This is a genomic window from Amycolatopsis sp. YIM 10, from assembly GCF_009429145.1.
Taxonomy (GTDB): domain Bacteria; phylum Actinomycetota; class Actinomycetes; order Mycobacteriales; family Pseudonocardiaceae; genus Amycolatopsis.
Genome location: NZ_CP045480.1, coordinates 3677476 through 3701448, shown reverse-complemented (window position 1 = coordinate 3701448; position 23973 = coordinate 3677476). Strand labels below are relative to the sequence as shown.

The 23973-nt window shown below is 71.4% G+C and carries 22 protein-coding genes; 10 read left to right on the top strand and 12 right to left on the bottom strand.

Going from position 1 to position 23973, the window contains the following annotated elements:
- Positions 1-71: 71 nt before the first annotated feature.
- Positions 72-1046 carry a quinone oxidoreductase gene (locus YIM_RS17970; RefSeq protein WP_153031448.1) on the top strand — a complete coding sequence of 325 codons (975 nt, stop codon included), beginning with the start codon at positions 72-74 and terminating at the stop codon, positions 1044-1046.
- 60 nt (positions 1047-1106) lie between these two features.
- Here YIM_RS17970 and YIM_RS17965 read toward each other — a convergent pair whose 3' ends face one another.
- From YIM_RS17965 to YIM_RS17955, 3 genes are read right to left on the bottom strand one after another with little or no spacing between them, the layout of a single operon-like run.
- Positions 1107-1715: an FKBP-type peptidyl-prolyl cis-trans isomerase gene (locus YIM_RS17965; RefSeq protein ID WP_153031447.1), complete on the bottom strand. Its 609-nt coding sequence runs from the start codon at positions 1713-1715 to the stop codon at positions 1107-1109.
- A gap of 10 nt (positions 1716-1725) precedes the next feature.
- Positions 1726-3942, bottom strand: coding sequence for an ATP-binding domain-containing protein (locus YIM_RS17960; protein ID WP_153031446.1), 2217 nt, complete (start codon positions 3940-3942; stop codon positions 1726-1728).
- Positions 3943-3981: 39 nt separating this feature from the next.
- Complete coding sequence (locus YIM_RS17955) at positions 3982-4320, bottom strand: helix-turn-helix domain-containing protein (RefSeq protein WP_153031445.1); 339 nt, start codon at positions 4318-4320, stop codon at positions 3982-3984.
- Positions 4321-4412: 92 nt separating this feature from the next.
- On the opposite strand from YIM_RS17955, the gene YIM_RS17950 reads away from it, so the two are divergent.
- A complete protein-coding gene (locus tag YIM_RS17950; RefSeq protein WP_153031444.1) occupies positions 4413-5105 on the top strand; it encodes an NADPH-dependent F420 reductase in 693 nt (230 codons plus the stop codon).
- On the opposite strand, the gene YIM_RS17945 is transcribed toward YIM_RS17950, so the two are convergent.
- A complete protein-coding gene (locus tag YIM_RS17945) occupies positions 5030-6001 on the bottom strand; it encodes a heme o synthase (protein WP_153031443.1) in 972 nt (323 codons plus the stop codon). The two genes, YIM_RS17950 and YIM_RS17945, sit on opposite strands and share 76 nt — an antisense overlap.
- 323 nt (positions 6002-6324) lie before the next feature.
- Here YIM_RS17945 and tkt point away from each other — a divergent pair, with 323 nt between their 5' ends.
- The 7 genes from tkt (at position 6325) to YIM_RS17910 (ending at position 15910) form a co-directional block, all read left to right on the top strand.
- Positions 6325-8430 carry a transketolase gene (tkt, locus tag YIM_RS17940; RefSeq protein WP_153031442.1) on the top strand — a complete coding sequence of 702 codons (2106 nt, stop codon included), beginning with the start codon at positions 6325-6327 and terminating at the stop codon, positions 8428-8430.
- Positions 8431-8452: 22 nt separating this feature from the next.
- Positions 8453-9568, top strand: a complete 1116-nt coding sequence (gene tal / locus YIM_RS17935; protein ID WP_153031441.1) for a transaldolase — start codon at positions 8453-8455, stop codon at positions 9566-9568.
- 8 nt (positions 9569-9576) lie between these two features.
- Positions 9577-11193, top strand: a complete 1617-nt coding sequence (locus tag YIM_RS17930; RefSeq protein WP_194240197.1) for a glucose-6-phosphate isomerase — start codon at positions 9577-9579, stop codon at positions 11191-11193.
- Entirely contained in the window at positions 11190-12713 is a 1524-nt protein-coding gene (gene zwf / locus YIM_RS17925) for a glucose-6-phosphate dehydrogenase (RefSeq protein ID WP_153031439.1), read from the top strand. Before YIM_RS17930 ends, zwf begins: the two co-directional genes overlap by 4 nt.
- Positions 12710-13717 (top strand): glucose-6-phosphate dehydrogenase assembly protein OpcA, encoded by a 1008-nt coding sequence (gene opcA, locus YIM_RS17920; protein ID WP_153031438.1) that lies wholly within the window; start codon positions 12710-12712, stop codon positions 13715-13717. Before zwf ends, opcA begins: the two co-directional genes overlap by 4 nt.
- Positions 13714-14493, top strand: a complete 780-nt coding sequence (pgl, locus tag YIM_RS17915) for a 6-phosphogluconolactonase (RefSeq protein ID WP_153031437.1) — start codon at positions 13714-13716, stop codon at positions 14491-14493. The genes opcA and pgl overlap by 4 nt, the downstream gene beginning before the upstream one ends.
- A gap of 223 nt (positions 14494-14716) precedes the next feature.
- On the top strand, positions 14717-15910 hold the full coding sequence (locus YIM_RS17910; RefSeq protein ID WP_153031436.1) for a sensor histidine kinase: 1194 nt from the start codon (positions 14717-14719) through the stop codon (positions 15908-15910).
- An 85-nt stretch (positions 15911-15995) separates the two neighbouring features.
- Here the strand turns inward: YIM_RS17910 and YIM_RS17905 are convergent, their stop codons facing one another.
- The 6 genes from YIM_RS17905 to YIM_RS17880 form a co-directional block, all read right to left on the bottom strand.
- Positions 15996-16340, bottom strand: coding sequence for an RNA polymerase-binding protein RbpA (locus YIM_RS17905; RefSeq protein WP_113691219.1), 345 nt, complete (start codon positions 16338-16340; stop codon positions 15996-15998).
- Between the two features lie 102 nt (positions 16341-16442).
- The gene (gene secG, locus YIM_RS17900) at positions 16443-16673 is read right to left on the bottom strand and encodes a preprotein translocase subunit SecG (RefSeq protein ID WP_153031435.1); all 231 of its coding nucleotides are present in this window, start codon (positions 16671-16673) and stop codon (positions 16443-16445) included.
- Positions 16674-16756: 83 nt separating this feature from the next.
- Positions 16757-17542, bottom strand: coding sequence for a triose-phosphate isomerase (gene tpiA, locus YIM_RS17895; RefSeq protein ID WP_153031434.1), 786 nt, complete (start codon positions 17540-17542; stop codon positions 16757-16759).
- Positions 17543-17548: 6 nt separating this feature from the next.
- Entirely contained in the window at positions 17549-18790 is a 1242-nt protein-coding gene (gene pgk, locus YIM_RS17890) for a phosphoglycerate kinase (RefSeq protein ID WP_153031433.1), read from the bottom strand.
- 3 nt (positions 18791-18793) lie between these two features.
- The gene (gene gap, locus YIM_RS17885) at positions 18794-19798 is read right to left on the bottom strand and encodes a type I glyceraldehyde-3-phosphate dehydrogenase (protein ID WP_153031432.1); all 1005 of its coding nucleotides are present in this window, start codon (positions 19796-19798) and stop codon (positions 18794-18796) included.
- Positions 19799-19948: 150 nt separating this feature from the next.
- Positions 19949-21124: a winged helix DNA-binding domain-containing protein gene (locus YIM_RS17880; protein ID WP_370468996.1), complete on the bottom strand. Its 1176-nt coding sequence runs from the start codon at positions 21122-21124 to the stop codon at positions 19949-19951.
- 92 nt (positions 21125-21216) lie between these two features.
- Between YIM_RS17880 and YIM_RS17875 the strand changes: the two genes are divergently transcribed.
- The gene (locus tag YIM_RS17875; RefSeq protein WP_153031431.1) at positions 21217-21861 is read left to right on the top strand and encodes a LysE family translocator; all 645 of its coding nucleotides are present in this window, start codon (positions 21217-21219) and stop codon (positions 21859-21861) included.
- Between the two features lie 4 nt (positions 21862-21865).
- On the opposite strand, the gene YIM_RS17870 is transcribed toward YIM_RS17875, so the two are convergent.
- Both YIM_RS17870 and YIM_RS17865 read right to left on the bottom strand, forming a co-directional pair.
- On the bottom strand, positions 21866-22459 hold the full coding sequence (locus YIM_RS17870; protein WP_228004799.1) for an N-acetyltransferase: 594 nt from the start codon (positions 22457-22459) through the stop codon (positions 21866-21868).
- A complete protein-coding gene (locus YIM_RS17865; protein WP_153031430.1) occupies positions 22456-23964 on the bottom strand; it encodes an APC family permease in 1509 nt (502 codons plus the stop codon). Before YIM_RS17865 ends, YIM_RS17870 begins: the two co-directional genes overlap by 4 nt.
- Positions 23965-23973: the final 9 nt, after the last annotated feature.

Genomic DNA, 23973 nt, shown 5'->3' with positions numbered 1-23973 from the left:
GGCCGTGACGCGGAACATCGTGGCCCCGGCCATAGTTGCCTCTGAGAGAGGACGCACATCGAGGAGGACGCATGCCGACCCCAGCAGTACGGATCCAGCAGACCGGCGGACCAGAGGTACTGGAGTTCACCGAGGTCGAGGTCGGCGACCCAGGCCCGGGTGAGCTGCTGGTCGAGGTGGCGGCGGCCGGGATCAACTACATCGACACCTACCAGCGCGGCGGGCTGTACCCGGTCCAGCTGCCGCTGGTGCTCGGGCTCGAGGGCGCCGGGCGGGTCGCGGCGGCCGGCACGGGAGTGACCGGGTTCAGCACCGGCGACCGCGTGGCGTGGCAGGGCGTGCCCGGCGGTTACGCGGGCCGGGCGCTGGTGCCGGCTTCGGCGGCGGTGCGGGTGCCGGACAACGTCACCGACGACATCGCCGCGGCGACGATGCTGCAGGGCATCACCGCGCACTACCTGGTCACCTCGACCTACCCGGTGCGGGAGGGCGACGCGGTGCTGGTGCACGCCGCGGCGGGCGGGGTCGGGCTGCTGCTCACCCAGCTGGCCAAGGCGAAGGGCGCGCGGGTGATCGGCACCGTGTCGACCGAGGAGAAGGAGCAGCTGGCGCGCGAAGCCGGTGCCGACGAGGTGATCCGGTACGACCAGGTGGACTTCGCCGAGGCGACCAGGAAGCTGACCGACGGCGAGGGCGTGGCCGCGGTGTACGACGGGGTCGGCAAGTCCACTGTGGACGGCAGCATGGCGAGCGTGCGGCGGCGCGGCATGCTGGTGCTGTTCGGCAACGCCAGCGGCGCGGTACCGCCGGTGGACCCGCTGCGGCTGAACGCGGCCGGCTCGATCTTCATGACGCGGCCCAAGTCCAACGACTACACCGCCACCCGTGAGGAACTGGACTGGCGGGCGGGCGAGCTGTTCGACGCCGTGGCGGAGGGCTCGCTGAAGATCCGGATCGGCGGCAGCTACCCGCTGGCCGAGGCGCGCCGGGCGCACGAGGACCTGGAGGGCCGCAGGACCACCGGAAAACTCCTGCTCAAGCCCTGACGGGGGTGCCTCGCGCGGCGGGTGCCGTGAAGCCACCTTCACGGCACCCGCGCGGCCGGCTCAGCTGGTGGCGGGGGTGACCTTCACCGCGTCCACCACGAAGACCAGGGTCTCCTTCTGCAGCGGGTGGCCGAGCTGCTTGCCGTAGGCCAGGTCCGGCGGCACCACGATGACGCGGCGCCCGCCCTGGAAGATGCCCTCCAGGCCCTGCTCCCAGCCCGGGATGACCTGCTGCGCGCCCAGGGTCAGCGGCAGCGGCTTGCCCTTCTCGTACGAGTTGTCCGCGACCTGCTTGTTGCCCCAGGTCATCAGCAGGTAGTTCGCCTCGAGCTGGCTGCCCTTGGCCGCCTCGGCACCCTGGCCGGGCTCGAGGTCCTTGGTCAGCAGCTTGGTCGGCGCGGCACAGCCGTCCGGCAGCGTGATCTCCGGCTCCTGGCCCGGCTCGCCCTTCACCTGGATCTGGTCCACCGTGCACTCCGGACCGGTGGGCTGCTGGGGCAGCGCCGTCACCGAACCGGGTCCCGGCACGCCGGTGTTCGGCCCGGCGGGCGCGATCGACGGCTGGGCGTTCGAACCGGGGGGCTGGGTGGAGTCCTTCTCCGATGGCGTGCACGCACCGACGGCCAGTGCGGCGGCGACCACGACCATGAGCTTGGCAGAGTTCCGCATAACGGGCAGCCTAGCTCCCGGCCGGGAACGGCTCCGACCCGGCGTGGAGCACTCCCAGCCGCCGCGTGGCGCGGGTCAGCGCCACGTACAGGTCGTTCCAGCCGCGCGGTGACTCGGCCACGATCTCCTCCGGCGCGAGCAGCACCACCGAGTCGAATTCCAGTCCCTTGGCCAGTTCGACGGTCAGCACCGACAGTCGTTCGTCCTCGGTGAGCACCGACCGCACCGCGGAAAGCCGGGCCACCGGGCACAGCACCGCCACCGTGCCGCCGTCCACTTCGGACAGCTCGGCGGCGGCGACCGCCGCCAGGTCCGCCGACGCCAGCGGCGCCTGCCACGGCTCGACCCCGGTCGAGCGCACCGAGGTGGGCACGGTCAGCTCCGGGTCCACGCGTTCCAGCGCCCGTGCCGCCGGCGCCATGATCTCCGCGGGGGTGCGGTAGTTGACCGTCAGCTCCGCCAGCCGCCACCGGTCGTCCACGTACTTGCCGAGCACGTCGCCCCAGGCCGACGCGCCGCCCTCGGCGCCGGTCTGCGCCACGTCCCCGACCACCGTCATCGACCGGCTCGGGATGCGCCGCATGATGGTCCGCCAGTCCATTTCGGACAGTTCCTGCGCCTCGTCGACGATCACGTGCCCGAAGGTCCAGGTCCGGTCCTGCGCGGCCCGCTGGGCGGCGGTCAGCTCGCTGCGCGCCTGCTGCCGCTCGGCGAACAACTCGGCGTCGAGCACGTCGCTCACCCGCAGCAGTTCGGGATCGATGATCTCCTCGTCCTGCTCCAGGATGTCCAGCACGCCCTCGGCGTAGGCACGCTGCTCCCGCTCCTCGCGGGCGCGCGCGGCGCGTTCCTCGGTGTCGTCCCAGCCGAGCAGCTCGGCGAGTTCGTCGAGCAGCGGCACGTCGGCGGGGGTGAAGTCGGCGCCGCGGTCACGCCGCAGCGACGCGCGCTCGGCCTCATCGAGGTGCTTCGACGCCGCCGAGGCCAGGCGCTCCGGCTCGGCGAAGAGGTCGTCGAGCACCTCCTCCGGGGTGAGCACCGGCCACAGCTCGTCCATCGCCCGCCGCACGTCCTTGTCCTCGGCGAGTTCGGCGCGGATGTCCCCGACGTCGCGCGCGTCGAGCAGGTTGTCCCCGAGGCGCCGCGCGGCCTGCCGGGTGAGCGCGTCGAGCAGTTCGGCGACGAAGATCCGCCGCGCCTGGTTGTGCGGACGGCGCGACCGCCTGGCCTTCGCCCGCGCGTCGGTGCAGGTGCGCCGGTCCAGCCGCAGGATCTCGCGCTCGACCTCGACCTCCAGCACCGGCGACGGCACCCGCTGGCGGTCCTTCACCGCGTTCGCCAGCACCTCGGCCATCACCGCGCGCCCCTTGACCGCCGCGGCGGCGCGCTCGTCGGTGCCGTCGGCGCTGATGCCCGGGTACAGCTGCCCGACCGTGGCCAGCAGCACGCCGGTCTCGCCCAGCGACGGCAGCACCTGGCCGATGTAGCGCAGGAAGGTGCTGTTCGGCCCGATCACCAGCACGCCGCGCTTGGTCAGCTGCTGGCGGAAGGTGTAGAGCAGGTACGCGGCGCGGTGCAGGGCGACGGCGGTCTTGCCGGTACCGGGCCCGCCCTGGACCACCAGCACCCCGTTCATCCCGGCCCGGATGATCCGGTCCTGCTCGGCCTGGATGGTGGCGACGATGTCGCTCATCTCGCCGGTGCGCCGCTGGGTCAGCGCGGCCAGCAGCGCGGCCTCCCCGGCCAGGCCGAGGTCGTGGTCGCCGCCGCTCGCCTCACCGAGGTCGAGGATCTCGTCGTCCACCCCGGTGACCCGCCTGGACAGGCTGCGGATGTGCCGCCGCCGTCGCACGCCCTCCGGTGAGGCCGCGGTGGCCAGGTAGAACGGCCGCGCCACCGGGGCGCGCCAGTCGATCAGCAGCGGCCGGTAGTCGTCGTCGGTGTCGAACAGGCCGAGCCTGCCGATGTAGGCCGTTTCCTGCTCGTGGAAGTCGAGCCTGCCGAAGCACAGCCCCTGTTCCACCGAGCCGAGCTGGGCCAGCCGCTCGGTGTAGGTCGCGGTGGCCACGTCGCGTTCGGTGCGGGCCTGCGGGGTGCCGCCGGTCAGGCGCAGGGTTTCGTCGAGCCGTCGCTGGGTGAGGTCGCGTTCGGCGTCGAGCATCTCGTAGAGCCTGGTGACGTACGCCTGCTCTTGCTCGAGATCGGAGTCCCCATGGGACACGGACAAGGGTGACTCACTTTCGTACGAGGGGGATTCCGATCGATTCTACGCGGGTGGCCAGGCCGCCATCACTTCGTCGCCGTGCGCGAAAGCCCACTCCCCCAGTGCCCCGATCGGTTCGAGCAGGGTCTCGCCCAGCGGGGTGAGCGCGTACTCCACGCGTGGTGGCGCCTCGGCGTAGGCGCGCCGCGTGACCAGCCCGTTGAACTCCAATCGGCGCAGGGTCTCGGTGAGCACCTTCGACCGGATGCCGCCGATCTGCTCGCGCAGGTCGGCCGGGCGGCGCGGGCCGTGGCGCAGTGCCCACAGCACCACCGAGTTCCACGTGTTGCCGAGCAGGTCGAAGGCGAGGCGGGCACGGCAGTCGGCGAGGAAGTCGGGCACGGTGCCTCCTGCAACGAGCGCGGTAACGGGCACCGGTTGGTGCCCATCGGAATCCCTAGCGTCGATCTTCCGACGAACGACGGAGGAACGGGATGAAGATCGGCATTCTCGGGGCGGGCAACATGGCCGACGCGCTGGGCACGCAGTGGGCGCGTGCCGGGCACGAGGTGCGGACCGGCGGGCGCGCCCCGGCGGGCGCCTTCGCCGAAGCGGCGAAGTTCGGCGAGGTGGTCCTGCTGGCGGTACGGCACGAGGGCGTGGAGCAAACGCTGCGCGCGGCCGGGACCGCGCTCGCGGGCAAGGTGGTGATCGACTGCACGAACCCGATGGTGGACGGGGAACTGGTCACCGGAGCCACTTCGGCCGCTCAGCGGGTGGCCCGGTTGAGCGGCGGCCGGGTGGTGAAGGCGTTCAACCTGTGCCACGAGGACGTGTGGCGGATGACACCCCCGGCGTTCGACGGCGAGCCGCTGGTGGTGCCGCTCTGCGGGGACGACCCCGCCGCGCTGGCCACAGTGGACTCACTGGTGCGCGACCTCGGCTGCGTACCCGCCGCGGGCGGCGGCCTCGCGCGGGCGGGCCTGCTGGAGGCGGCCGCCGCGCTGGTGATCGGCCTGTGGCGCGGCGGCGCGGACGCGCGGGGCATCCTGCCACCGCTGGCCTACGCCCAGGGCGATCCGGACCAGCAGGCCCAGAACGACCAGCAGGCTCAGAAGGGCAGGCCGATCGAGGGCAGCCCGATCGCCGAATCCACCGCGAGCGCGCAGAACACGATCATCAGGTAGGTGTTCGAGCGGTGGAACAGGGCCATCGGCTTGGTCTCCACCCCGCGGTTCACCGCGGCGCGCAGCCGGTGCGCGTAGAACAGGAACCACGCACCGGCGAGCGCGGCGAACGAGGCGTAGAGCCAGCTCGTGGCCGGGGCCAGCAGCAGGGTCCAGCCGACCATCACCCACGAGTAGATGACGATCTGCTTGGCCACGTGCTGAGGGGTGGCCACCACCGGCAGCATCGGCACGCCGGCGCGCTCGTAGTCGTCGCGGTACTTCATCGCCAGCGCCCAGGTGTGCGGCGGCGTCCAGAAGAAGATCACGCCGAACATCACGAACGCGGGCCACTGCACGGTGCCCGACACCGCGGCCCAGCCGATCACCACCGGCATGCAGCCGGCCGCGCCGCCCCACACCACGTTCTGCGGCGTCCGGCGCTTGAGGCCGAGGGTGTAGACGAAGATGTAGAACAGGATCGTCGCGATGGCGAGGATCGCCGAGAGCAGGTTCACCGTGAAGAACAACACAGCGAACGAGGCGACCCCGAGCACCAGGCCGAAGATCAGCGCGTTGCGCCGCGGCACCGAGTCCTTCACCAGCGGACGCCGCTTGGTGCGGTTCATCACCTTGTCGATGTCCGCGTCGATCACGCAGTTCAGCGCGTTGGCGCTGCCCGCGGCCATCGTCCCGCCGAGCAGGGTGGCCAGCACCAGCCAGGGGTTCGGGATCTCCCGGCCGGCCAGGAACATCGCCGGGATGGTGGTGACCAGCAACAGCTCGATCACGCGGGGTTTCGCGAGCGCGGCGTAGGCACCGATGACCTGGCGGGGGCTGCGCCGGCCACCTGGTTCCTCGGGTGCGTCCACGGCGCTGGTTTCACCGCGCCCGTGCGCAGCGTGCACCAACGACATTTCGCTCCCTGCTACTTCACAGTCGGTCCGGGTGGGACGCGGATTCGGACTTCGATCTTGCGGTGGGCCCGGAAACCACGGCCGGGCCTGCGCCCTGACCGATCGTAATCGCCGTGCTGTCCGTATCCACCGAGGGGGTCTTGACAAGGTTGGGGTCCACCGGTCCGGGTATGCCTATGACTAGGCTGGCCCGGGTGGGCGTGGCGCGCCCGTGCGAGGGGTGGCGAACAGGAATATCGTGCATCCCGGATCGATCAAGGCGCGCCGGCCGGCAAGCACCGTGGCAAGCAAGCGAATCACCGAAGACGGGGAGTTCGAGTTCAGTGTCCGAAACCGCCCTCAGCAGCGAGAACAACCCTCTCATCCGGCGGAACTACCCCGCCGATTGGACCGAGCTGGACACCCGCGCGGTGGACACCGCGCGCGTGCTCGCCGCCGACGCCGTGGAGAACTGCGGCAGCGGGCACCCCGGCACGGCGATGAGCCTGGCCCCGGCCGCCTACTCGCTGTTCCAGCGGGTCATGCGGCACGACCCGGCCGACCCGGAGTGGCCGGCGCGTGACCGGTTCATCCTCTCCGCCGGGCACTCCAGCCTCACCCTCTACATCCAGCTGTACCTGGCCGGGTTCGGCCTGGAGCTGGAGGACCTCAAGCAGCTCCGCCGCTGGGGCTCGAAGACCCCGGGGCACCCGGAGTACCGCCACACCGCCGGCGTGGAGACCACCACCGGCCCGCTGGGCCAGGGCCTGGCCAACGCGGTCGGCATGGCGATGGCGGCCCGCCGCGAGCGCGGCCTGCTCGACCCGGAGCCCGCCTACGGCGAGAGCATCTTCGACCACCAGATCTACGTGATCGCCTCCGACGGTGACATCGAGGAGGGCGTGACCTCCGAGGCCTCGTCCATCGCCGGGCGCCAGGAGCTGGGCAACCTCACCGTCATCTACGACGACAACAAGATCTCCATCGAGGACGACACGAACATCGCGCTGTCCGAGGACACCGCGAAGCGCTACGAGGCCTACGGCTGGCACGTCCAGGTCGTCGACGGCGGCGAGGACGTGGTCGCGTTCGAGGCCGCGCTCGAAGCCGCCAGGGCGGAGACCACCCGGCCCTCGTTCATCCTGCTGCGCACGGTGATCGGCTTCCCGGCGCCGAACAAGATGAACACCGGCAAGGCGCACGGCGCCGCGCTGGGCGCCGACGAGGTCGCCGCGGTGAAGAAGATCCTCGGCTTCGACGAGACCAAGGACTTCGAGGTCGCCGACGAGGTGATCGAGCACACCCGCAAGGCCGCCGAGCGCGGCAAGGCGGCGCGGGCCGAGTGGCAGACCAAGTTCGAGGCCTGGGCCGAGGCCAACCCCGAGCGCGCCAAGCTGGCCGCCCGGCTGAGCAAGCGCGAACTGCCGGCCGGCTGGTCGGAGAAGCTGCCCTCGTGGGAGCCCGACGCCAAGGGTGTGGCCACCCGCAAGGCCTCCGGTGAGGTGCTGAACTCGCTCGCCGAGGTGCTGCCGGAGCTGTGGGGTGGTTCGGCCGACCTGGCCGAGAGCAACAACACCACGATGAAGGGCGCCGACTCGTTCGGTCCCGAGTCCGCCGCCACCGGGATGTGGAAGACCAGCCCGTACGGCCGCACGCTGCACTTCGGTGTCCGCGAGCACGCGATGGGCTCGATCCTCAACGGCATCGCGCTGCACGGCGGCACCCGGCCGTACGGCGCCACCTTCCTGATCTTCTCCGACTACATGCGCCCGCCGGTGCGCCTGGCCGCGCTGATGCAGGCGCCGGTCATCTACGTGTGGACGCACGACTCGATCGGGCTCGGCGAAGACGGCCCGACGCACCAGCCGATCGAGCAGCTGTCCGCGCTGCGCGCCATCCCGGGGCTCAACGTGGTCCGCCCGGCCGACGCCAACGAGACCGCGGCCGCGTGGAAGGCCGTGCTGGAGGACAACCAGCACCCGTCGGGCCTGGCGCTGACCCGGCAGAACGTGCCGGTGCTCGAGGGCACCAGCACCGAGGGCGTGGCCCGCGGTGGTTACGTGCTCGCCGAGGCGTCCGGCGCCACCCCGGACGTTGTGCTCATCGCCACCGGGTCCGAGGTGCAGCTGGCCGTCGAAGCCAGGAAGAAGCTCGAGGCCGACGGCGTTTCCACCCGTGTGGTGTCCATGCCGTGCGTCGAGTGGTTCGAGGCGCAGAACCAGGCCTACCGCGAGTCGGTGATCCCGTCCGGGGTGAAGGCGCGCGTGGCCGTCGAGGCCGGGGTCGCCCAGCCGTGGCACAAGTTCGTCGGGGACGCCGGCGAGATCGTCTCCATCGAGCACTTCGGCGCCTCCGCGGACTTCGCCACCCTGTTCCGCGAGTTCGGCATCACCGCCGAGGCGGTCGTCAACGCCGCCCGCCGGTCGCTGGACACCGCCAAGAACTCCTGAATCCATCGAAGGGGATGAAGTCATGAGCAGCACCGATCGGCTGGCCCGGCTCTCCGAGGCCGGTGTCTCGATCTGGCTCGACGACCTGTCAAGGGAGCGGCTCGACTCCGGCAACCTCGCCGGGCTGATCCGCGACCGGCACGTCGTGGGGGTCACCACCAACCCGACGATTTTCGCCAACGCGCTGTCAAAGGGCGAGGCCTACGACAAGCAGGTCGGCGAGCTGGCCGCCCGCGGCGCCGGCGTCGACGCCGCCGTGCGCGAGCTGACCACCACCGACGTGCGCAACGCCGCGGACCTGTTCCGCGACGTGTACAACGCCACGAACGGGGTCGACGGCCGGGTGTCCATCGAGGTGGACCCGCGGCTGGCCAAGGACACCGACGCCACCGTGGCCGAGGCGCTGGACCTGTGGAAGACCGTCGACCGGCCCAACCTGCTGGTCAAGATCCCGGCCACCGAAGAGGGCCTGCCGGCGATCACCCGCACGCTCGCCGAGGGCGTCAGCGTCAACGTCACGCTGATCTTCTCCGAGGAGCGCTACCGCGCGGTGATCGAGGCCTACTTCGCCGGCCTGGAGCAGGCCAAGGCGAACGGGCACGACCTCAAGGGCATCCACTCGGTGGCCTCGTTCTTCGTGTCCAGGGTGGACGCCGAGATCGACAAGCGGCTGGACGCCATCGGCACCGACGAGGCCAAGGCCCTGCGCGGTGAGGCGGCCATCGCCAACGCGCGGATCGCCTACGCCGCCTACGAAGAGCTGTTCGCCTCGGACCGCTGGAAGGCGCTGGCCGCCGACGGCGCGAACGTGCAGCGCCCGCTGTGGGCCTCCACCGGGGTGAAGGACCCGTCCTATTCGGACACCCGGTACGTGGACCAGCTGGTGGTCGCGAACACGGTGAACACGATGCCGGAGAAGACCCTCGACGCGGCCGCCGACCACGCCGAGATCGATGGTGACAAGGTGTCCGGCACCGAGACCGCCGCCCGCGCGCTGTTCGCCAAGCTGGAGGCCGTCGGCATCGACATCACCGACGTGTTCCTGGTGCTGGAGAACGAGGGCGTGGACAAGTTCGAGAAGTCCTGGAGCGAGCTGCTCGAAACGGTCACCGGGCAGCTGGCGAAGGCGAAGGGCTGAGCACGGGCATGGCAGCGGAAGAGACGGGCGCGGGGGTCACGATCGTCGACCCCGCGCTGGAACAGCAGGCGAAGCCGCTGGCGGACAGCCTGATCGCGGAGAAGGCCGCCTCGCGGCTGGCCGCGCAGGACCCCACGCTGTGGGGGGCCGAGGCCGAGCCGGAGGCGTCCATCCGGTTGTCCTGGACCACCCTGCACAAGTCCTCGCGGCCGCTGATCGGCGAGATCGAGGCACTGCGCACGGAACTGCGCTCCGAGGGCGTGGACCGGGTGGTGCTGGCCGGGATGGGCGGCTCGTCGCTGGCGCCGGAGGTGATCACCGGGACCGAGGGTGTCGCGCTCACCGTGCTCGACACCACCGACCCCGGTCAGGTCGCCGACGCGCTGGCCGGCGACCTCGACCGGACCGTGCTGGTGGTCTCGTCGAAGTCCGGCGGCACGGTGGAGACCGACAGCCACCGCCGGATCTTCGCGAAAGCCTTCTCCGACAACGGGATCGACGCCAAGTCGCGGATCGTCGTGGTCACCGACCCCGGCTCGCCGCTGGCGGAGCTGTCCACTCAGGAGGGTTACCGGAAGGTCTTCCTCGCCGATCCGAACGTGGGCGGGCGGTACTCCGCGCTGACCGCGTTCGGGCTCGTCCCGGCCGGGCTGGCCGGTGCCGACGTGGCGCGGCTGCTGGACCAGGCCGCGGGCGTGGCCGACCAGCTGGCCGCCGACGACGAGGCGAACCCGGCCGTCCGGCTGGCGGCGGCGCTGGGCGCGCGGCACGCGCAGAACGCGGAGAAGGTCGTTTTCGCCGACACCGGTTCCGGCATCAAGGGCTTCGGCGACTGGGCCGAGCAGCTGATCGCCGAGTCCACCGGCAAGCAGGGCACCGGCCTGCTGCCGGTGGTGGTCGAATCGCCGGAGGCGCCGGGCTTCGCCGGCGCCGGCGCCGACGCCACCCCGGTGGCCGTCGGGCACGCGGTCTCGCCCGCCCAGCTCTCGGTGACCGGCCCGCTCGGGGCGCAGTTCCTGCTCTGGGAGTTCGCCACCGCGCTGGCCGGGCGGCTGCTCGGGATCAACCCGTTCGACCAGCCCGACGTGGAAGCGGCGAAGAAGGCGGCGCGCGCGCTGCTGGACCAGCCCGCCTCCCCGGCGGGCAGTGCCAAGCCGTCGTTCACCGACGGCGCGGTCGAGGGCTACGGCCTGGACGCGGCAAACCTCGGCGAGGCGCTGAAGTCCTTTTTGGACTCGGCGGCCGAAGCCCCGTCGGCCTATCTGGCGGTGCAGGCCTACCTGGACCGGCTCGACGACGCGTCCACCGCGGTGCTCCGCCGTCAGCTGGCCAAGCGGACCGGGGTGCAGACCACCTTCGGCTGGGGCCCGCGGTTCCTGCACTCGACCGGGCAGTACCACAAGGGCGGCCACCCGAACGGGTTCTTCCTTCAGCTCACCGGGGCCGCCGAGCAGGATCTGGAAGTGCCGGACCGGCCGTACACCCTGGCCGGGCTGCAGCTGGCGCAGGCGCTCGGGGACGGGCAGGTGCTCGCCGAGCACGGGCGCCCGGTGCTGCGGCTGCACTTCACCGACCGGGCCGCCGGGCTGGCGCAGCTGGTGGCCGCGCTGGAGGCGTTGGCGTGAGCTGGACCAACCCGCTGCGGGACCCCCGCGACAAGCGGCTGCCGAGGATCGCCGGGCCGTCCAGCCTGGTGATCTTCGGCGTCACCGGGGACCTCTCCCGCAAGAAACTGATGCCCGCCATCTACGACCTGGCCCACCGCGGCCTGCTGCCGGCCGGGTTCTCGCTGGTCGGCTTCGCCCGGCGCGACTGGGAGCACCAGGACTTCGGCGAGCTGGTGCACGATTCGGTGGCCGAGCACTCCCGCACGCCGTTCCGCGAGTCGGTGTGGAACCGGCTCGCCGAGGGCATCCGGTTCGTGCAGGGCACCTTCGACGACGATGACGCGTTCGACCGGCTCGCGCAGACCGTGCGCGATCTGGACGCCGAGCGCGGCACCGGCGGCAACACCGCGTTCTACCTGTCCATCCCGCCCAGCGCGTTCCCGGTGGTGACCAAGCAGCTGGCCCGGTCCGGGCTGGCCGACACCGACGAGAACACCTGGCGCCGGGTGGTCATCGAGAAGCCGTTCGGGCACGACCTGCGCAGCGCGCGGGAGCTGAACGCGATCGTCAACGACGTCTTTCCCGAGGAGTCGGTCTTCCGCATCGACCACTACCTCGGCAAGGAGACGGTGCAGAACATCCTGGCGCTGCGGTTCGCGAACCAGTTGTTCGAGCCGATCTGGAACGCGAACTTCGTCGACCACGTGCAGATCACCATGGCCGAGGACATCGGCCTCGGCGGGCGCGCGGGGTACTACGACGGGATCGGCGCGGCGCGGGACGTCATCCAGAACCACCTGCTCCAGCTGCTCGCGTTCACCGCGATGGAGGAGCCGGTCTCGTTCGAGCCGAAGGCGCTGCGCGCGGAGAAGGTGAAGGTGCTCGGCGCGACCAAGCCGCTGGGGCCGTTCGAGGCGACCACCGCGCGCGGGCAGTACACCGGCGGCTGGCAGGGCGGCAAGAAGGTGCCCGGCCTGCTGCAAGAGGGTGGCTTCTCGAAGGACTCGGCCACCGAGACCTACGCCGCGGTGACGCTGGAGGTGCAGAACCGCCGCTGGGCGGGCGTGCCGTTCTACCTGCGCACCGGCAAGCGGCTGGGCCGCCGGGTCACCGAGATCGCGGTGGTGTTCAAGCGAGCGCCGCACCTGCCGTTCGACTCCACCGCCACCGAGGAGCTGGGGCAGAACGCCTTGGTCATCCGGGTGCAACCGGACGAGGGCGTGACGCTGCGGTTCGGCTCGAAGGTGCCGGGGACCACGATGGAGGTCCGCGACGTCACGATGGACTTCGGTTACGGGCACGCCTTCACCGAGTCCTCGCCGGAGGCCTACGAGCGGCTCATCCTGGACGTGCTGCTCGGCGAGCCGTCGCTGTTCCCGGTGAACGAAGAGGTCGAGCTGTCGTGGGAGATCCTCGACCCGATCCTGGCGCACTGGGCCAAGCACGGCAGGCCGGAGGACTATCCGCCGGGCTCGTGGGGGCCCGCGTCGGCGGACGAAATGCTGGCCGCTTCGGGTCGCAACTGGAGGCGTCCGTGATCATCGATCTGCCGTCCACCACCACCTCGCAGCTGAACAAGAAGCTGGTCGAACTGCGTGAACGCGGCGGGGCCGTGGCGCTGGGCCGGGTGCTGACGCTGGTCATCGCCGCGGACGACGACGAGCACCTCGAAGACGCGATCGACGCGGCCAACGAGGCCAGCCGGGAGCACCCGTCGCGGGTGATCGTGGTGGCCAAGGGCTCGAAGACCGCGGCACCGCGCATAGACGGCCAGATCCGCGTCGGCGGGGACGCCGGGGCGAGCGAGGTCATCGTGCTGCGGCTCTACGGCGCGCTGGCGTCGAACAGCCAGAGCGCGGTGGTGCCGCTGCTGCTGCCCGACGCGCCGATCGTCACCTGGTGGCCGGGCACCGGCCCGCGGAACCCGGCGGCCGACCAGCTCGGTGAGCTGGCCCAGCGCCGGATCACCGATTCGGCGGCGGAGAAGAACCCGATCCGCGCGCTCGGCACCCGCGGCAAGGCCTACACCGACGGCGACACCGACCTGGCCTGGACGCGGCTGACGAACTGGCGCGCCCAGCTGGTCAGCGCGCTGGACCTGCCGCCGTACGAGAAGGTGCTCTCGGCCACGGTCACCGGTGAGGCGGACTCGCCGTCGACCGAGCTGCTCGCCGGCTGGCTGGCCGAGTACCTGAAGGCGCCGGTCCGGCGGGTCAAGTCGAGCAGTGCGCAGGGCATCCTGTCGGTCACGCTGGAGCGGCGCTCCGGGCCGATCGAGCTGTCCCGTCCGGACGGCCGGGTGGGCACGCTGACCCAGCCCGGCCAGCCGGCGCGGCGGATCGCGTTGCAGCGACGGGACAACAAGGACTGCCTGATCGAGGAACTGCGTCGGCTCGACCCGGACGAGATCTACGAGGCGGCGCTGCACGGCCTCGGCAAGATCGCGGCGACCGCCCGCAAGACCCCGGCCGGTTCCGGGGCGAAGGCGGCCTCGAAGGAGTCCACCGCGAAGGCGAAAGCACCGGCGAAAGCGAAGTCATGAGCACCTCCGAGGTAATCGTCTATTCCGATCCGCAGTTGCTCGCGGCGGCCTGCGCGGCCCGGCTGGTCACCCGGCTGGTCGACGTGCAGGCCGCACGCGGCTCCGCGTCGCTGGTGCTGACCGGCGGGGGCACCGGCATCGCGATCCTGCGGGAGCTGCGCAACTCCCCCGCCAGGGACGCGGTGGACTGGTCGAAGCTCGACCTCTACTGGGGTGACGAGCGGTTCCTGCCCGCGGACGACGACGAGCGCAACGAGAAGCAGGCACGCGAGGCGCTGCTGGACCACGTGCCGGTCGACCCGGCGCGGGTGCACGCGATGGCGCCGTCCGACGGCCGGTTCGGTGACGACCCCGACGCCGCGGCGGCCGACTACGCGCGGGTGCTGGCCGAGAACGCGCGGCCGGAGGACCACGGCGACGTGCCGACCTTCGACGTGACCCTGCTCGGCCTCGGCGGTGAGGGCCACACCGCGTCGATCTTCCCGGAGACCCCGGCGGTCTACGAGACCGAGCGATCGGTGATCGCGGTGCGGAACTCGCCGAAGCCGCCGCCGACGCGGATCTCGCTGACGCTGCCGGCGATCCGCCGTTCGGCCGAGGTGTGGCTGGTGACCACCGGCGCGGCGAAGGCCGACGCGGTGGCGCTCGCGCTGGCGGGTGCCGGTGAGGTGCAGCTGCCGGTGGCCGGCGCGCGCGGTCAGCGGCGCACGCTGTGGCTGCTCGACCGCACGGCGGCGGCGAAGACCTCGAACGTCTACCGCCCGCGCATCGTCTGATCGTTCAAGTCCCCGTTTTGTCCGATTATCGGACAGTAAGCATCATCCCCCGGACGGGTGATCTCGTGGACCCCAATGGGACGCGCATACGGCTGAATGGCCGGAAACTTACCGCCAACCGGCAAAACAACGTTAGCGTCCGCTAATTTGTCCGGTGTGCCGCGTCCCGATCGGGTGGTGGATCCCTCTCACCAGTAAGTCCACAAGACGAGAGGTCCATGCGATGACCACAGAGGGACTCTCCATACCGGGAATGTCGGTCGGCCGCCCCCGGGCGGACACGGCCGGGCACATCCGTGACGGCAGCATCGCGGACTGGTTCCGGAAACGGGCCGTGCGCGCGCTGTCCATCGACGTCCTGGCGATCGCGCTCGCCGTGCTGGACGTCTGGCTCGTCTTTCCCGAAGAAGCCATGACCTACTCCATCTGGCTCTCGGCGCTCTCGTGCGTCGCGCTGGTGGCGCGGCGGTGGCTGCCGTTCGGCGTGGTACTGGCGACCTTTCCCGGGTACCTGGCCGGCTGGGCGCAGCTGGCCGCGATGATCGCGCTGGGCATGCTGGCCACCCGCCGCGGGTTGAACTGGCAGACCATGGCCGGTTTCGGCATGGTCTGGGCCAGCCGGTTCATCCTGTGGCCGCTGGACGAGTTCGCCGCGCTCAGCTGGCAGGAGCACGTGCTCGACGGCATCTACGGCGTGGTCGTCGCCGGCATGCCGGTCGCGCTGGGCCTGCTGATCCGGGCCAGGAGCGAGCTGTCGGACAAGCTGGCCGAGCTGGCCGCGAGCCGCGACCGCGAGCAGCAGCTGCACGCCCAGGCCGTCCGGGCGCAGGAACGCGCGCGGCTGGCCAGGGAGATGCACGACGTGGTGTCCCACGACATCACGCTGATCGCGATGCAGGCGAACGTGCTGTCCATCTCGGCGCCCGGTACCGAGGCGCATCAGGCCGCGGAGAACATCCGGCAGCTGAGCAAGCGCACACTCGAGGAGCTGCGCACCCTGGTCGGCGTCCTGCGCTCCGGGGTGGACGAGGACGGGCCACAGCCCGGAATCGACGAGTTGCACCAGCTGATCCGGACCTCGGACGTACCGGTGCAGCTCACCGTGGAGCGCATTCCCGAGACCGTGCCGCGCCAGGTGTCCGCGGCGGCCTACCGGACCGTGCAGGAGTGCCTGACCAACGTGCACAAGCACGCCCCCGGCGCGAAGGCGACGGTGTGCGTGCGCGGCGAGGAGGACGCGCTCGGTGTCGAGGTGCTCAACGAGCAGCCCTGCGAACCGGCGCGCGGCCTGCCGTCTGGCGGGCACGGGCTGACCGGGCTCGCCGAACGGGCACGGCTGCTGGGCGGCACGTTCGAAACCACCCCCACCGACGACGGCGGCTTCCGCGTGCGCGCGGTCTACCCGCTCCCCGGCTGAGCACCGCCCGGTTGAACACAGCGGAAAGGGGAGCCACCGCGGTCCGCGGTGGCTCCCCTCCGGCTCTATCCTCGCACGGGGTACTTCAGATGATCTCGCGCCGCTTGCGCAGCCGGTCGAGCGCCTCGGCGAGAATGGCTTCGCCATCCGCGTCGCTGCGGCGCTCCTTCACGTAGGCGAGATGCGTCTTGTACGGCTCCGTCCGCGGCGCGGCGGGCGGGTTCTGCTCGTCCTGCCCGCCCGGCAGCCCACACCGCGGGCAGTCCCACTCCTCGGGAATTTCGGCTTCCAAGGCGAAGGACGGGCGAGCCTCATGCCCGTTGGCGCACCAGTACGAGATCCGGCGCCGCGGCGCCGACTCCCCCCGCTCGGACTCGCCGGACGGGCCGGCCCCGACCCTGGTACCCCGAATCGCGTTTCCGCCAACCATGAACTCTCACACCCCGGTCTTGTTCCCGGCGCACCCGCACGGTACGCCGTGCCACTCTGCATGGCCGGGCGCGCACCCGGCCGGGTCCACGGCTCGTGCCGCTCAGATCTTCAGCAGCAGGCCCAGGCCGACGATGCTGATCAGCCAGACCGCACCGAGGCCGAGCGTGATCCGGTCGAGGTTCTTCTCGGCCACACTCGATCCCGCCAGGCTGGACTGCATGCCGCCACCGAACAGGGAGGACAGCCCGCCTCCGCGTCCCCTGTGCAGGAGGACGGCGACGACCAGCAGCACGCTGGAAGCGATCAACACCACTTGCAGGAACAGTTTCATCTCATCCTCTGTGTTCGGTGAAAACGCGCGATCAGCGCGGGCCGACGAGCACCGTGACCCACATTACCCGGTCACCGCCCGGATCAGGGCAGCGGCCCGCCCGCCGCGAGAGCGCAGAGTTTGGTGAACTCGTCGGCGTCCAGGCTCGCCCCGCCGACCAGCGCGCCGTCGATGTTGTCGCACTTGACCAGGTCGCCGATGTTGCCCGACTTGACCGAACCGCCGTAGAGCACGCGGACCTCGTCGGCGATTTCGGCGCCGTACTTCTCGGCCAGGGTGGCCCGCAGCGCGGCGCAGACCTCCTCCGCGTCGGCCGGGGTGGCGACGCGGCCGGTGCCGATGGCCCACACCGGCTCGTAGGCGACCACCACGTTCTTCACCTGCTCGGCCTTGAGCCCCTTCAGGCCCGCGACCAGCTGGTTCGTGGTGTGCTCGAGCTGCCCGCCGGCTTCGCGGACCTCGAGCTGCTCACCGACGCACAGGATCGGCGAAAGCGCGTGCTTGAGCGCGGCACGCACCTTCTTGTTGACCAGTTCGTCGTCCTCGTTGTGGTATTCGCGCCGCTCGGAGTGCCCGATGGTCACGTAGGTGCACCCGAGCTTGGCGAGCATCGGGCCCGAGATGTCCCCGGTGTAGGCACCGGAGTCGTGCGGCGAGAGGTCCTGCGCGCCGTAGGTGAGCAGGAGCTTGTCGCCGTCGGTGAGCGTCTGCACGCTGCGGATGTCGGTGAACGGCGGCAGCACCGTCACGTCCACCTTGGCGTAGTACTTCTCCGGCAGCGAGAAGGCGATCTTCTGCACCAGCGCGATGGCCTCGAGGTGGTTGAGGTTCATCTTCCAGTTGCCGGCGATGAGAACTTTGCGAGCCACTTGTGCCTACTCCCCCAGGACCGAGACGCCGGGCAGATCCTTGCCCTCGAGGTATTCCAGCGACGCGCCGCCGCCGGTGGAGATGTGTGAGAAGCCGTCCTCCGGCAGGCCGAGCTGACGCACCGCGGCCGCGGAGTCACCGCCGCCGACCACGCTGAACGCGTCACTCGCGGCGATCGCCTCGGCGACCGCCCTGGTGCCGCCGGCGAAGGCGTCGAACTCGAACACACCCATCGGGCCGTTCCAGAACACCGTCTCCGCGTCGGCCAGCTTGCCCGCGAACAGCTCGCGCGTGCGCGGGCCGATGTCGAGGCCCTGCCGGTCGGCCGGGATCGCGGTGGCGTCGACGACCTCGTACGGCGCGTCGGCGGCGAAGCCGGTGGCGGCCAGCACGTCGACCGGGAGCACCAGCTCCACGCCGCGCTTCTCGGCCTCGGCGAGGAAACCGCTGACCTGGTCGAGCTGGTCGGCCTGCAGCAGCGAGCCGCCGACCTCGTAGCCCTGCGCCTTGAGAAAGGTGTAGGCCATGCCGCCGCCGATGAGCAGGCGGTCGACCTTGGTCAGCAGGTTGGCGATCACGCCGAGCTTGTCCGAGACCTTGGCGCCGCCGAGCACCACGGCGTACGGCCGGGCGGGCTCCTCGGTGAGCTTGCGCAGCACCTCGAGCTCGGCCAGCACGAGGCCGCCGGTGTAGGCCGGGAGCACACCCGCGATGTCGAACACCGAGGCCTGCTTGCGGTGCACCACACCGAACCCGTCGGAGACGAAGGCGCCCCCGAGCCCGACGGCGCCGGAGTCACTGGCGCTTTCGCCGGTCAGCTCGGCCAGCTCGCGGGCCAGGCCGGCCCGCTCCTCCTCGACCTTGCTGGTCTCGCGCGGGTCGAACCGCACGTTCTCCAGCAGGGCCACCTGGCCGTCGGACAGCGCACCGGTGACCGACTTGGCGCTTTCGCCGACCACGTCACCGGCCAGCGCGACTTCCGCGCCCAGCAGTTCACCCAGCCGCGCCGCGACCGGCGCGAGGGAGAACTTGGGGTCCGGCGCGCCCTTGGGGCGGCCGAGGTGCGCCGCCACGATCACGCGCGCGCCGGATCCGGCGAGCCGCTTGATCGTCGGCAGCGCGGCCCGGACCCGGCCGTCGTCGGTGATCCGGTCGCCGTCGAGGGGGACGTTGAGGTCGGCGCGCACCAGCACGCGCCGACCCGCCACACCCTCGCTGATCAGGTCATCGAGAGTTTTGAAGGCCATGGTTCAGGAGAGCTTGCCGCCGACGAGCTTGACCAGGTCGACCAGGCGGCTGGAGTAGCCCCACTCGTTGTCGTACCAGCCGTACACCTTGACCTGGTTGCCGATGACCTTGGTGATCGGCGCGTCGTAGATGCACGAGGCCGGGTCGTTGACGATGTCGCTGGAGACGATCGGGTCCTCGCTGTAGCGCAGGATGCCGTTGAGCGGACCGTCCGCGGCGGCCTTGTACGCGGCGTTGATCTCGTCGAGGCCGGCCTTCTTGGCCAGGTCCACGGTGAGGTCGGTGATCGAGCCGGTGGGCACCGGCACGCGCAGCGAGTAGCCGTCCAGCTTGCCGTTCAGCTCGGGCAGCACCAGGCCGATGGCCTTGGCCGCACCGGTGGAGGTCGGCACCACGTTCAGCGCGGCGGCGCGGGCACGGCGCAGGTCCTTGTGCGGGCCGTCCTGCAGGTTCTGGTCCTGGGTGTAGGCGTGGATGGTGGTCATCAGGCCCTGCTCGATGCCGAAGGCGTCGTGCAGCACCTTGGCCAGCGGCGCCAGGCAGTTGGTGGTGCAGGAGGCGTTGGAGATGATCGTCTGCGAGCCGTCGTAGAGGTGGTCGTTCACGCCGAGCACCACGGTCAGGTCCTCGCCCTTGGCCGGGGCCGAGATGATGACCTTCTTCGCGCCGCCGGCGACGTGCGCCTTGGCCGCGTCCGCGTTGGTGAAGAAGCCGGTGGACTCCACGACCACGTCCACGCCGAGGTCGCCCCACGGCAGGTTGGCCGGGTCGCGCTCGGCGAGCGCCTTGATGGTCTTGCCGCCGACGACGAGGCCCTCGTCGCTGACCGAGACCTCCTCCGGGTACCGGCCGAGGATGCTGTCGTACTTGAGCAGCTGGGCCATGGTGGCGACATCGCCGAGGTCGTTGAACGCGACCACCTCGATGTCGTGGCCGCCGGCCTGCACGGCCCGGAAGAAGTTGCGGCCGATCCGGCCGAAGCCGTTGACACCTACGCGAACCGTCACTGCTGCCACTCCTCTGAGGTTCGGCCGGGCCCGGCCCGGCCAGACTGGGGACTCGGGGCCACCCTAGCGTGCTGGCCTGGGCGTTCCCGCATGCCCCAGCGAGACTTCCACTACACCCGGCCGGTGGTCAAGAATCGATCAAGTCATCGATCAAGATGACCCGCTCAGCTCGCGTTCCAGCGGGGTCCGGAAGCGCGGCACGACCCGGATCGCGCCGAGCCACTCCCCCAGCCGGGCGGCCTCCTCGCCGATCCGGGCGGTGGCTTCGGCGCCGACGTCATCCAGACAGCGGAACGCGATCTCACCATCCGGACGCTGCGCCCAGCCGCCGACGATGCGCCCGTCGCACCAGATCGTCGGCCCCACGTTGCCGCTGCGGTCGAACAGGGCGTCCCGGTGCGGGCCGAGGTACCAGTCCCGCGCGGTCCAGCCCATCGGTGTCGGGTCGAGTGCGGGCAACAGCGCGATCCACGGCTCGGGTTCCGGTTCGGGTTCGAGGTCGCCGGGCAGGGCCAGGCCGGTGCCGCCGCCCTCGAGGTCGACCTCCACCGGGCCGATCGCGGCCAGCGCCTTCTTCGCCTGCGCCGCCGTCCAGCCCGTCCACCAGCGCAGGTCCTCGACGGGCGCCGGGCCGTAGGCGCGCAGCCAGCGTCGCGCCAGTTCGACACGGGCGGTTTCGGCGTCCACCCGGGGCAGGCCGCCGGGCAGCCAGGCGTCCATCGGCGACCACCGGTACTGCGTGGACAACCACGTGCCGCGCGGACGGCCGCGCACGATCCGGCCCTCGGCGGCGAGCAGGAACAGCACGCGGCTGGTCACGTTGCCGATCGCCTCGTACGGCTTGCCCGGCGCCATCCGCAGTTGCTGGCGCAGGCCCGGCACGTCGGCGGCGAGTTCCTGGCCGAGTGCCTCGCCGCGCTCAAGCAGCGCCTTGACGGTCGCCTCCTCGACCTCGGCCAGCCACTCGGCGGCGTTCGGCACGCTTTCCGGGTGGCCGTTCTCCGTCAGGTGTTTGACCAGCTGGACGCGCTGCTTCCCGGCGATATCGTCCGAGCACGCGGCCTGCACCACCGGCGCGACCTCACGCGGCACGACGAACACGGTGCGCCGCATGCCGAGCAGGCGGACGAGCGTGCGGTCGTCGTAGAGCGCGCGCTCGGTCTCGGGCGCGGTGGTCCGCGCGAACACGGAGAGGTGCACGGTGGCCGGGTCGGTGGCGTGCAGCGCGACCACCGCCTCCGCCGCCTCCTCGGGCGTGGCCGCGCGGGTGGCGATCCGGTGGCGCGCGGCCAGGCGGGCGCGGCGCTGTGCGGTGGTCATCAGCATGGCGGTTTTCCTACCACTTCGCGCGCGATGCCGATCCCTGCCGCTGCGACAATTCGGGTGCTCCCGGCGCTCGTGGCGGGTTAGTCTCCGGCATGATCTCCGCCAGTCAATTCGCCGCCTTCGCGGCGCTGACCTTCCTGATGGTCATCGTGCCGGGCCCCAGCGTGCTGTTCACCATCAGCCGCGCGCTCACCGCCGGGCGCCGCGACGCCCTGCTCACCGTCGCCGGGAACGCCACCGGGGTGTACCTCCAGGTGATCGGCGTGGCGTTCGGGCTGGGCGCGCTCGTGGAAAGCTCGGCGGCGGTGTTCACCGCGATCAAGTTCGCCGGTGCCGCCTACCTGATCTACCTGGGCGTGCAGGCGTTCCGGCACCGGAAGTCCCTGGCCGCGGCGTTCGACAGCGCGGTGCCCGCCACGCGCGCGCCGGTGTGGCGCCTGATCCGCGACGGCGTGGTGGTCGGCTTCGCGAATCCGAAGTCGATCGTGTTCCTGGCCGCGGTGCTGCCGCAGTTCGTCGACGCCGGCGCCGGTTCGGTGCCGGTCCAGATGCTGATCCTCGGCATCCTGCTGCCGGTGACCGCGCTGCTGTGCGATTCGGCGTGGGCGTTCGTCGCCGGGATCGCGCGCTCGTGGTTCGCCGGTTCACCGCGGCGGCTCGCGATGATCGGCGGCACCGGCGGGCTGGTGATGATCGGTCTCGGCACCAGCCTCGCCGTCACCGGCCGCAAGGACTGAGCGCTCAGGCGGGCTCGCGCCACATCGGGTGGAACGGCGGGCCGTCCGGGAGGTGGAACGGGGCGCCGCTGAACTCGTAGCCCTCCCGTTCGTACAACGCGGTCGCCCGCAGGTTGCTCGCCTCCAGGTAGGCCGCCGTGCCCGCGGCGTCCAGCCGCGCGTGGTGGTGCCGCAGCAGCGCCGCGCCGAGGCCACGGCCCTGCACCTCCGGGTGCACCGCCAGGAACGCCAGGTGGTGGTGCGGTTCGTGCGGGTGGTTGGCCGCGAAGGCGTCGTCCAGCGCGAGGAACCGATCGGTGTACGGCCCGCACGCCGCCAGCAGCCGCGCGTCGTAGTCCGGTGGCGGCGGCAGGTCCACGCCCGCCTCCTGCGGCAGCCACACCGCCGCGGCCCGGTCGCCGATCACGTCGATGTGGCCGTGCGCGAGCACGTACTCGACCAGGATGCGGAAGTTCGCGGCCAGCGTCGCCCGGCGCGGGGCCGGTTCGGGGACCAGCCAGCGCGACACGTCCAGCGGTTCGAACGCGGTGGCGATCAGGCCCGCGATCGGGCCCGCCTCGGCAGCGCGGGCGCGGCGGATTTCGGCGAGGCCGGTCACAGGCGGGTCCCCCGGTACTCCTCGCCGGAAGTCGATCCGGTCAGCGAAGCCGGGCTCTTCGCGCCCAGCCCGATCGCGGCGTACACCAGCGGCCGCCGGATGCGCAGCACCAGCGCCCACAGCACGCCCGCCAGCCCGGCCAGGCCGTAGATGGTCGGCACCAGCCACGGCAGCGGCGACTCCGGCGGGGTGCCCAGCAGCGTGCCGAAGTTGGCCAGCACCAGCACGAGCACCACCAGCACGGCGACCGAGGCCAGCGCGGGCGCGATCATCCGCCGCCACAGGTTCTCCCCCGACGGCTGCCGCGCGAAGAACGAGATCACGGCGAACGAGGTGGCCACGATCAGCACCAGGATGCCGAGGCCGCCGGAGGTGCCGCCCCAGTAGAACAGGTGCACCAGCGGATCCCAGCCCGCCATCGCGAACAGGCCGATCACCACCAGCCCGACCCCGCTCTGGATGCCCGAACCGGCCACCGGCGAACCGGTGCGCGGCGAGGTGCGCCCCAGTATCGCGGGCAGCACGCGTTCCCGGCCGAGCGCGAACATGTACCGCGCGATGGTGTTGTGGAAGGAGATCATCGCGGCCAGGATGCTGGTCACGAACAGCACCCGGCCCGCGGTGGCCAGCCCTGGCCCGAGCTGGGAACTCGCCAGCGCGAACAGCAGTTCCGAACTCTGCGCCCGCGACTCGCCGACGATGTCGTCCGGTCCGGTGGCCACGCTCATCGCCCACGACGCGAACGCGTAGAGCCCGCCGATCGCGGCCAGTGAGACGTAGGTGGCCACGGCGACCGTGCGCCGCGGGTTGCGGACCTCCTCGCTGAACACCACCGAGGACTCGAACCCGGTGAAACCGAGCACGGCCAGCGCCAGGATCGCCCCCGCGCCGGGGCCGAACAGCTCGGCCGGGGCCAGCGTGTCGAAGGTGACCTCACCACCGGCCGGGTTCGCCAGGTTGGACACGCTGTACACCATGATCACCGCCACCTCGGCGACCAGCAGCACGGCCAGCACCTTGCCGTTGATGTCCACGTGCTGCAGCCCGAGCACGGCCACCACCAGCCAGAACGCCAGCGCGAACACCCACCACGCCAGCTCGACGCCGAACCACTCGGCGACCAGCGGCGCGGCCGCCGCGCCCGCCGCGCCGTACAGCCCGACCTGCAGCAGGTTGTAGGACAGCAGCGCGATCCAGGACGCCCCCACGCCGAACGGCTTGCCCAGCCCGCGGCTGACGAACCCGTAGAACGCGCCCGCGTTCGCCACGTGCCGCGCCATCGCCACGTACCCGACCGAGAACAACGCCAGCACCAGCGCGACGAACACGAAGGCCACCGGGATGCCGATCAGCCCGGTGGTGGCGTAGCCGGTGGTGACCACCCCGGCGACCACGGTCAGCGGCGTGGCCGCGCTGATCACGAAGAAGACCACGGCCGAGGCGCCGAGCCGGTCGGAGGCCAGTGCCTGGGCGACGGGACTTGGTCTGGCTGGTCGATCGTTCATGGCTGCAAC